The organism is Methanocalculus chunghsingensis (genome assembly GCF_018132105.1).
GTDB classification, from domain to species: Archaea; Halobacteriota; Methanomicrobia; order Methanomicrobiales; family Methanocorpusculaceae; genus Methanocalculus; species Methanocalculus chunghsingensis.
In genome coordinates this window covers 1-7,601 of record NZ_JWHL01000029.1, presented here as the reverse complement: position 1 = coordinate 7,601, position 7,601 = coordinate 1, and the positions used below count along the sequence as shown (strand labels likewise).

Here is a 7,601-nt window from a genome sequence, read left to right as displayed (position 1 = left end):
GTGAGAGCATAGTTTGGGATCGATCTCCGTTTCGGTGATACCAGGCACCTTTTCCCTGAGAGCATCCCGTGCCATCGGTTCGGTCAGCCCAAACTCGGCATAGGTCCTGAATGCCCGAAACATCGCATTCCGTGAGGTGATCCCCTCATCCCGAAGGCCCTGGTCGAAATACCAGATTGCCGATTCTTCAAATGCGGCTTCTGCAGCCTGGTAGTTTCCTGCTGTATACTCGGCCAGGCCCTTGAGATAGTATGCTTCACCGGTATCTGGTTCAGGCTGGTCAGAGACGCAGCCCGCAACAGAAAAGAGTGCGATCAGGAGAAGGAGGACGGGGAGACGGGAGATCATAGTTGTAGATTCGTTTATATGTATAAGTCAGTTTGGGTGGGGAGGGATCATTGCTGGGAGGGGATGCCGGCCCGCCTGAGAAGATACCAACCTCAATCAACTCCTTCATGATCCGCTCATACTCTTCCCGGTTCTCCTTCTCCTGCCGCTCATAGTCGCCGGGGATGTCTGCGTTGTAGCAGATCATCGTGCATAATTCAGGCAGCGGGACATGCCGGCCATCCTCATAGATCCTGCCGCGACAGTCCCCGCCGATCCGGTGATGGGCATAGTACTCCATGAAGAATGCCCCGTCATCCATGCCAAATGCGAACATGAGCCGGCCGCTGCCGTAGGGGAGGGAGCCGGGGGTTCCATCCCGGAGGTGGTCGCCGGGTATCTTCAGGTCATGGGGTTCGAAGAGCTCGATGAATTTTTTCTGGATGGGTGATCGGTCGGGAGGCATAAGGTTCACCGTTTTTCATCTTTGCATCTGATCTATGCATTATACCCTCTCATCTGTGCCTGCCCCAGATCCTGGTACTTGTAGGGGATTATCTCAATTCCATACTACTTTGCAGCACGTTCCATACAGGCATGTCAACGTCGGTTTATTTTTCCCCAGGTTTGTCGGGATAAAACTCCCCACCGTCGTCGGAATAAAAATCCCCAATTCTCACTACCATATAAAAGATATGATATCTCCTGCCCCCTCCGGGTATAGGCAAAGTTACACTCACCAGATCCCTTCCCCATATTCCAAATCCCCGGCAGGCTCCCTCCCCCTCACCGCAAACATCAGGAGGAGCCCGAGGATCGCAAGGGTCATACAGAAGAGGAATGCAGCACGAAACGCCGATTCCAGCTCTGCACCATCGATGAGATGGGCACTGTACTGAGCAAGTTTCGGGCCGGCGGCGATCGTTGCAACAAGCATGACCATCGCCACCCCAAGAGAAGAACCAAGGTTGGACATTACCCTCACCAGACCACTCGTTGATCCACGATCTTCTGCCTCGCACTCCCCCATCACGGCGCTGCTCAGGGGTGAGAAGGCAACCCCCGTGCCAGCCCCAAGGAGGAAGAGATAGATGGCGATATGGCCGATCCCTGTCTGGGCGGAGATTGTCGAGAGGAGGAAGAGGGCGGCTGCAGCGAGGATAAAACCCGTGATGATCGGCTTCTTCGTCCCGATGGTATCCGATACCTTCCCCGCCAGTGGTGCTGTCAGGATCATCCCGATGGGGAGGGCCAGCAGGATCGTTCCGGCATTGTCTGTTGGGATCTTCTGGACGATTTCCAGGTAGAATGGCATAATGACCATCACACCGGCAATGGTCATCTGGATCAGCATGATATTGAGGTTCTGGAGCGAGTATGCCCGGTTGGAGAAGAGCCGGAGATTTATCAGCGGTTCGGCAAAGCGGCGTTCCTGTATAATAAAGAGCGTCCAGAAGATTGCTGAGATGAGAAGGGCGAGCGCACCGAGTATCGGGGCATGCCCCTGGATCGAGGTCAGGCCGATGATCAGGGAACCCAGCGCCACAAAGATCAGCAGAACACCAAGGGTATCGATCCTCGAATCCGGGGCAGCGGGCGGGATATGCGGAATGATCCTCATCCCGAGGATGATGGCGGCCATCCCGACGGGCAGGTTCACGAAGAAGATGTACTGCCATGAGAGAATACTGGTGAGGAATCCCCCGGCCACGGGCCCAAGGGCGGCACCGAGCATGGCAAACATGGCGACGATACCAAGAGCCTGGCCCCGGAGGGATGGGGGAAGGGCGGTGGTGACCATCGCCGCCCCGACCGCCGAGATCCCCGCCGCCCCGATGGCCTGAACCATTCGGGAGAGGAGGAGAAATTCGATGGATGTTGAGAAGGCACAGAGCACCGAACCAATCGTGAAGAGAAGAAATCCCCCAAGAAAGACATTCCGGTACCCTTTCATATCTCCAAGGCGGGATGCCGCAAGCAGGAGACTGACGAGGATGATAAGGTACGCGGTGAGTACCCATGAGACCAGTACGGTGGAGATCTCGAAGTATTGTGCAATCGAGGGGAGGGCGATATTGACGATCGTCCCATCAAGACCGGCCATGAACGAACCGAGGGCGATCACGATGACAAGCCTAAGCTCATCTCTGCTCATTTTCCGGGAAACAGCGGATTCTACGATAGGGATCTCTCCTGTATCAGAAAGTACGTAATCTACATATTTATAATAGGTGCGATTTCCTCTGTATACCATCTCTCCTTCTTCTGGCCGCAAAAGGATCCGATACCCGTATAAGGAACGATTGTGCAGGATACTGATGGGCTCCCCGTCCATCATCTCAAAGAAAGAGAGGGGACCCAAAGCCCCACCTATATCCCGATGTACACAGAGATGCCGAGAATCCCATGGAGAAGGGCAAGAAGAAGAGAGATTCGTGCAAACCAGAAATGCCAGGTGAAGGGTACGTTCTCAAGTGCCCCCCTCCTCTTCAGAACGGCGATGGATGCAGTGATACAGAGGAAGATGAAGAGGACAATGCCAAGGACCACAACGAAGGGCAGACCAAAGACCGGTATATAAGCGAATGCTGCAATCGTCATCTCATTTACCTCCAGAGGATTATTGTGGCCGTGCTGCTTTCACGGTGCGGAACAGTCATCGAGTTGCTATCCGAGACTGCCCAGATGATGGCGATCTCCTCACCCTGCCGGATCAGATAATCAAACTCGTCACCGGTGACGAAGAGACGTTCAAACTCAATGGTGGTGACACCATCCACCAGGCTGCCGCCAGACCTGAGGATGTCATTGCTCCCGCCGATCTCCGTATCCATCTGGATCGGGCACCGTGGACTCTGGCTGTAGAGGTCATGGACGACGACCGTCTCTGAATCGACATATCCGGCGATATAATCCACACCCGCCATCATCCGGGGGGTTCCAAGGCCGATACCAACCCAGCCGGTTGCCTGGCCGGAGATGGCCATTTGGATCGTCTCGTCTGTTGTCGACCAGTGTATCTCCATACTGTCAGAAAGTCTCTGGGAATACTGGTATTCACCGGGTTCGATGATCCCATCAGGAACCCACTCTTCCGTTATGGGAGCATCATCAACCGGAGCCGGCGGCGTGACCGGGTCGCTGGCACACCCGGCTGCAAACACCAGGAATGCAAGGACGATCCCAATCATGAATACAGATACATGCCTCATAGCCAGATGCAGGTTGTTTAATATAAAAAGGTTTACTATATAGAGGGTGGAGAGAGAAGAGAGTGCAGATCATCACTCTGATCACCGATGCCGGTGTCTATACAAAAGAGCTCTTCCTTGAAAAGAAGACGAGATTGCCGCTCTTCATAATCCTATTATACTTCATCTATCCGCTCTTCCTCGGATACATCGTCGAGATATACCGGGGGAAGATCTCATGGCAATCCGACAATCCCTTTGCGTTCGCCACTGGGGCAAAGACTCTGGGGAGGCTCTTCTATGACGGTATCCGGGCATTCATCATCCAGATACTCTACGCAACACCAATTGCCCTTGTCCTCGGCCCCATTGTCGTTACCATCATCTTTGGGGAGAGCGACCCGATCGATACGGTTGGATCAGGGATCTTCGGTCTCCCGGACGGGGCGATCATCTTCATCGGGGTGCTTGCAGGTCTCTTCATCTTCCTCTACACCATCCTTATCGCCTTCAGCCTCCCGATAGGGCTTGCCCGCTTTGCACACACGGGGAAGATGCTGGATGCCTTCAGGTTTCTGTCGATCTTTCGCCATATCACGAGGATCGGATGGATCTCCTATCTCCTCTCGATCGGGATCCTCCTCCTGATCATCGGGGGCACTGAGTACCTGCTGATGCAGATCCCGCAGATCGGATGGATCCTTGTCATCATCGCAACCCCGATCCTGGTCGTCTTTGCCGCACGGTACTCGGCACTCATCTATGAGAGCGTCCCGGAGGAATAAGGGAGATTCCACCCTTACAGCTTCTTCCCGATAATGACCGGGAACCCTCGTGCTTTGTGTACTATTGCGATCTCTGCAAACCCTGCCTGTGAAAAAAATCTTGTGACATCCTCTGTTGAATAATAGGTTGCATGCCTGAGGAAACGCCCTTTTACCTCTTCATCCCGGTATTTGGTTGCGATTGCTCCACCACTCTCGATGAAACCAATGACGAGTACTCCCCCGGATTTAAGGAGACGGCATGCCTCCTGAAAGACCGGGAACGGATCATCAAGAAAACAGATGACGGTCATCATCAGAATGGTATCACAGGAATTGTCACGGAACGGGAGGTGCTCACCCTCTCCGATGACAGCCTCGATCCCTCGTCTCCGAGCCATTGCTATCAGGGCAGATGAGGGATCGAGACCCAAGTGTATCCCGAGGGGGGCTGCAAAACGGCCTGAGCCAACACCGATCTCGAGCATCAGCCCCCCTGCCGGCACAACATCCCGCAGCATCGAGAGCTGGGCAGAGTAGATGTGGGGATGGTCATCAAACCAGCGGTCGTACGCAGCTGCATGCTCTTCAAAGGCCTGTCGCATTGAATTCATTTATCATCTCAATTGCCTGAAGGGAGTACTATGGCTGCACAGAAGCGCCTTTCCCCCAGGAAGGCAGCGAATATCCTTGGTTTGGGCGATGCGGCAAGCATCAGCCAGATACGCACCCGCTATCATGCCCTTGCACGGGAGTGGCATCCGGATGTTTCGGGTTACGAGTCTGATGAGGCACACAATGGTATGATCAGCCTGAATGAGGCATATGGAGTACTGATTGATTATTGTTTGCGCTATGAGATCCCCTTCTCTGATGAAGAACAAGTACAGAGAGAAGATAGCGGATATGATAGTGCCTGGATGGATCGGTTTGGATGCGATCCAATCTGGGGAGACGGAAAACCACGCGATAATCCGCGTTAAGACGGGGTTTCTCTCTCTTCTGATTGATGAGAACACAGAAAGCCCGAGCAGTTAATTTCTGTATCAAATGCGGAGATGCTGAGGATGCCGATATACATACCACAAAGAGCATACATCAAGGAGAGAAACCAGCCAGACCCCAGGCACCAGGAAGAGGGAGGAGCAGATTCCGGTTGTTCCTGCAGGCGGACTCGGCGCAGTACCCTCAGTTGTGTGCGACATTAGTGAGGGATACGGAGGTGCTGGATCGAGACCGCGTTAGGCACCCTCACATATCCTGCGTACCACAGACTCCACATCCTCCCCGGAACAGGGAATTGTGTCATCAGCATACTCCTCGTAGAGCGGCACCCGCTGGAGATACATGCCCCGGAGAGTCTGGTTTGGCAGGAGGACGATGCCCCGTGTCGTGATGTTTTTGAGCCTCTTCTCCATCTCCTCAAAGGAGATCTCGAGGTACACAACAACGCCAAGAGATCGCAGGTGCTCCATCGCCGCCCTGCTCCAGATGACGCTCCCCCCGGTTGCGATCACCGAGTGGCGGGGATGGAGGGAGAGGATAGCCTCTTCTTCCATCCGCCGGAACGCATCGGGGCCGTCACGGTCAAGGATCTCCTGGAGCATCCGCCCGCTCTGCTGCTGAATCAGGATGTCGCAGTCGATGAACTGCATGCCGAGCGTCTTTGCAAGGATGACGCCGACGGTGCTCTTCCCGGCACCCGGCATGCCGATGAGGATGATGTTGTCTGGGGTGTGGATCAACGGGAATACTCCTGGTTCTTCATCTCTCTTCTGATCTGATAACTGATTGGATGGGGAGTGTTGTATGATCAGGGCAGGCTGATTGTGTTCATTGCGTAACTGCTTCAGCAGTATCACAGAGTAAGGACTTAATTCTTTATCAATTATGGAAACGTTATCATCTCTTATTAAAACGAACTGTCTGATTTCAGAGGATGTGTAATGAAAAAAACCCAGCTTCTCTTCTGGTTAATCCTCATTTGCCTTCTCCTTGTGCATTACTTCTATGTACCGGAAATGCCCGAATTTGCGACTGGAGAGATAAACATCGACACGAACACGTCGAAGCATAAGTCCGATCTTTGGGTTTTCTGGGACACCCTGGTGCATGAGATGGGCTTTGATAACAGATCGGTTGTACTCCTGCAGCTGAATCAATATTTTTTTGAAGAGAGAAAGGCAAAAAACACTCATTTACTTTTCATCGGAGAGATGGATGGGGAACGGTATCTCTATGAAGTGTATGCAAACTATGATGGTACTATCTCTTTTAAATCCCAAAGGTTCGAGCATCCCCTTGAAGGACTGCATCCTCTCGTTATATTACGTCAACTACCCACGACTGAAGTCGTGGGCTTGCCCTTCCATCTTCCTGAGCGCTTTGGTTCAGGACGGAGTGCGATAGGCTGGTTGACATCAGCCCTTGATGCAATGTTTTTTGCGGCATTGATATCCGCATTATCCGTATGTCCACATTTGATACAGAAGAAGTCAGACTGGGTTTTCCGGTTTTCCCTGCTCGTATATCCACAATGGGAGCATTGTTGGGATGTATAGTGGGGATCAACGAGGTAGACCGGGATACCAGCCATATGTGCTTTATATCGGATGTACATTGCTATCTCATAAAACGCCCATTTACCGATTGCCGCTGCTAATGCCTTATAACCGGGTGTCCGATCACGGATACCTGTCAGATCTTCCAACGCGATACCGGATTGTGTGCCTTTGGCTTCAGCGACGATCTGTTTGCTGATACAGTGGTTTGTATCATTCTTGAATCGGCGTTCTTTTCCACTGAGTTTTTTGAGATGTTTTTTTGCGTGTATACGCCCATTCCTTTTTGCCCAGAGTATATAAAGAAAGGCTCATTCGTTTTTGCCCACCCCTGATCAAACTCCTCCTCATAGACATCGCGTTGAGGGGGAAGTCAAGAGGTGTATTCCATGACGACTGTCAAAACAATACTCGATTCCTATGAGCGAACCGGCTCATATCGAAAGACCGCCCGTGAGGTTGGTGTGGCCCATAACACTGTCAGACGATATGTTCTCCGGGCTCAGGCTGCACGGGAAGGAACAATCGATGCAATTGTTCCAGAATCAAGAGAGATAATTCAACCCTGTCGGGTTGTCACCGATGAAATTCGGGAAAAGATCCACCGGATCCTCGAAAACAATCGGCATAAGCCGAAGAAACAGCGGTGCAATGCCAAGTTAATCTGGCGGTATCTGCTCAGGGACGGTCACTCACTCAGTTATACAACGGTCAAACGTGAGGTTGCCGCATGGAAAGAAACATACGGGTACCGGGAA

Annotated in this window: 9 protein-coding genes and 2 pseudogenes; 3 read left to right on the top strand and 8 right to left on the bottom strand. The window is 52.6% G+C overall.

Going from position 1 to position 7,601, the window contains the following annotated elements; all coding sequences use genetic code 11:
- The 5 genes and pseudogenes from RJ53_RS11355 to RJ53_RS11335 form a co-directional block, all read right to left on the bottom strand.
- A pseudogene (locus tag RJ53_RS11355) lies at positions 1–348 on the bottom strand (hypothetical protein); the annotation flags it as partial.
- Positions 281–793 carry a hypothetical protein gene (locus tag RJ53_RS11350; protein WP_211531746.1) on the bottom strand — a complete coding sequence of 171 codons (513 nt, stop codon included), beginning with the start codon at positions 791–793 and terminating at the stop codon, positions 281–283. The pseudogene RJ53_RS11355 and the gene RJ53_RS11350, both read right to left, overlap by 68 nt.
- Positions 794–1,063: 270 nt before the next feature.
- Positions 1,064–2,482 (bottom strand): DHA2 family efflux MFS transporter permease subunit, encoded by a 1,419-nt coding sequence (locus RJ53_RS11345; RefSeq protein WP_246496116.1) that lies wholly within the window; start codon positions 2,480–2,482, stop codon positions 1,064–1,066.
- A 215-nt stretch (positions 2,483–2,697) separates the two neighbouring features.
- Positions 2,698–2,928, bottom strand: coding sequence for a hypothetical protein (locus RJ53_RS11340; RefSeq protein ID WP_211531744.1), 231 nt, complete (start codon positions 2,926–2,928; stop codon positions 2,698–2,700).
- 5 nt (positions 2,929–2,933) lie between these two features.
- Positions 2,934–3,518 (bottom strand): DOMON domain-containing protein, encoded by a 585-nt coding sequence (locus tag RJ53_RS11335; protein WP_211531743.1) that lies wholly within the window; start codon positions 3,516–3,518, stop codon positions 2,934–2,936.
- 83 nt (positions 3,519–3,601) lie between these two features.
- Here RJ53_RS11335 and RJ53_RS11330 point away from each other — a divergent pair, with 83 nt between their 5' ends.
- Complete coding sequence (locus RJ53_RS11330) at positions 3,602–4,303, top strand: DUF4013 domain-containing protein (RefSeq protein WP_211531742.1); 702 nt, start codon at positions 3,602–3,604, stop codon at positions 4,301–4,303.
- Between the two features lie 14 nt (positions 4,304–4,317).
- Here the strand turns inward: RJ53_RS11330 and RJ53_RS11325 are convergent, their stop codons facing one another.
- Entirely contained in the window at positions 4,318–4,896 is a 579-nt protein-coding gene (locus RJ53_RS11325; RefSeq protein WP_211531741.1) for a class I SAM-dependent methyltransferase, read from the bottom strand.
- A 30-nt stretch (positions 4,897–4,926) separates the two neighbouring features.
- Here RJ53_RS11325 and RJ53_RS11320 point away from each other — a divergent pair, with 30 nt between their 5' ends.
- On the top strand, positions 4,927–5,265 hold the full coding sequence (locus tag RJ53_RS11320; protein WP_211531740.1) for a J domain-containing protein: 339 nt from the start codon (positions 4,927–4,929) through the stop codon (positions 5,263–5,265).
- 258 nt (positions 5,266–5,523) lie between these two features.
- Here RJ53_RS11320 and RJ53_RS11315 read toward each other — a convergent pair whose 3' ends face one another.
- The gene (locus RJ53_RS11315; protein WP_246496115.1) at positions 5,524–6,027 is read right to left on the bottom strand and encodes a shikimate kinase; all 504 of its coding nucleotides are present in this window, start codon (positions 6,025–6,027) and stop codon (positions 5,524–5,526) included.
- A 587-nt stretch (positions 6,028–6,614) separates the two neighbouring features.
- Complete coding sequence (locus tag RJ53_RS11310) at positions 6,615–7,115, bottom strand: RNA-guided endonuclease InsQ/TnpB family protein (RefSeq protein ID WP_343221895.1); 501 nt, start codon at positions 7,113–7,115, stop codon at positions 6,615–6,617.
- Positions 7,116–7,232: 117 nt separating this feature from the next.
- Between RJ53_RS11310 and RJ53_RS11305 the strand changes: the two are divergent.
- Positions 7,233–7,601 (top strand): annotated as a pseudogene (locus RJ53_RS11305) (hypothetical protein); the annotation flags it as partial.

What these genes read in the sequence shown, in the direction of transcription:
- RJ53_RS11345 (WP_246496116.1), bottom strand. Translation starts at nt 2,482, where the DNA reads ATGAGCAGAGATGAGCTTAGGCTTGTCATCGTGATCGCCCTCGGTTCG.
- RJ53_RS11340 (WP_211531744.1), bottom strand. Translation starts at nt 2,928, where the DNA reads ATGACGATTGCAGCATTCGCTTATATACCGGTCTTTGGTCTGCCCTTC.
- RJ53_RS11325 (WP_211531741.1), bottom strand. Translation starts at nt 4,896, where the DNA reads ATGAATTCAATGCGACAGGCCTTTGAAGAGCATGCAGCTGCGTACGAC.
- RJ53_RS11320 (WP_211531740.1), top strand. Translation starts at nt 4,927, where the DNA reads ATGGCTGCACAGAAGCGCCTTTCCCCCAGGAAGGCAGCGAATATCCTT.
- RJ53_RS11350 (WP_211531746.1), bottom strand. Translation starts at nt 793, where the DNA reads ATGCCTCCCGACCGATCACCCATCCAGAAAAAATTCATCGAGCTCTTC.
- RJ53_RS11335 (WP_211531743.1), bottom strand. Translation starts at nt 3,518, where the DNA reads ATGATTGGGATCGTCCTTGCATTCCTGGTGTTTGCAGCCGGGTGTGCC.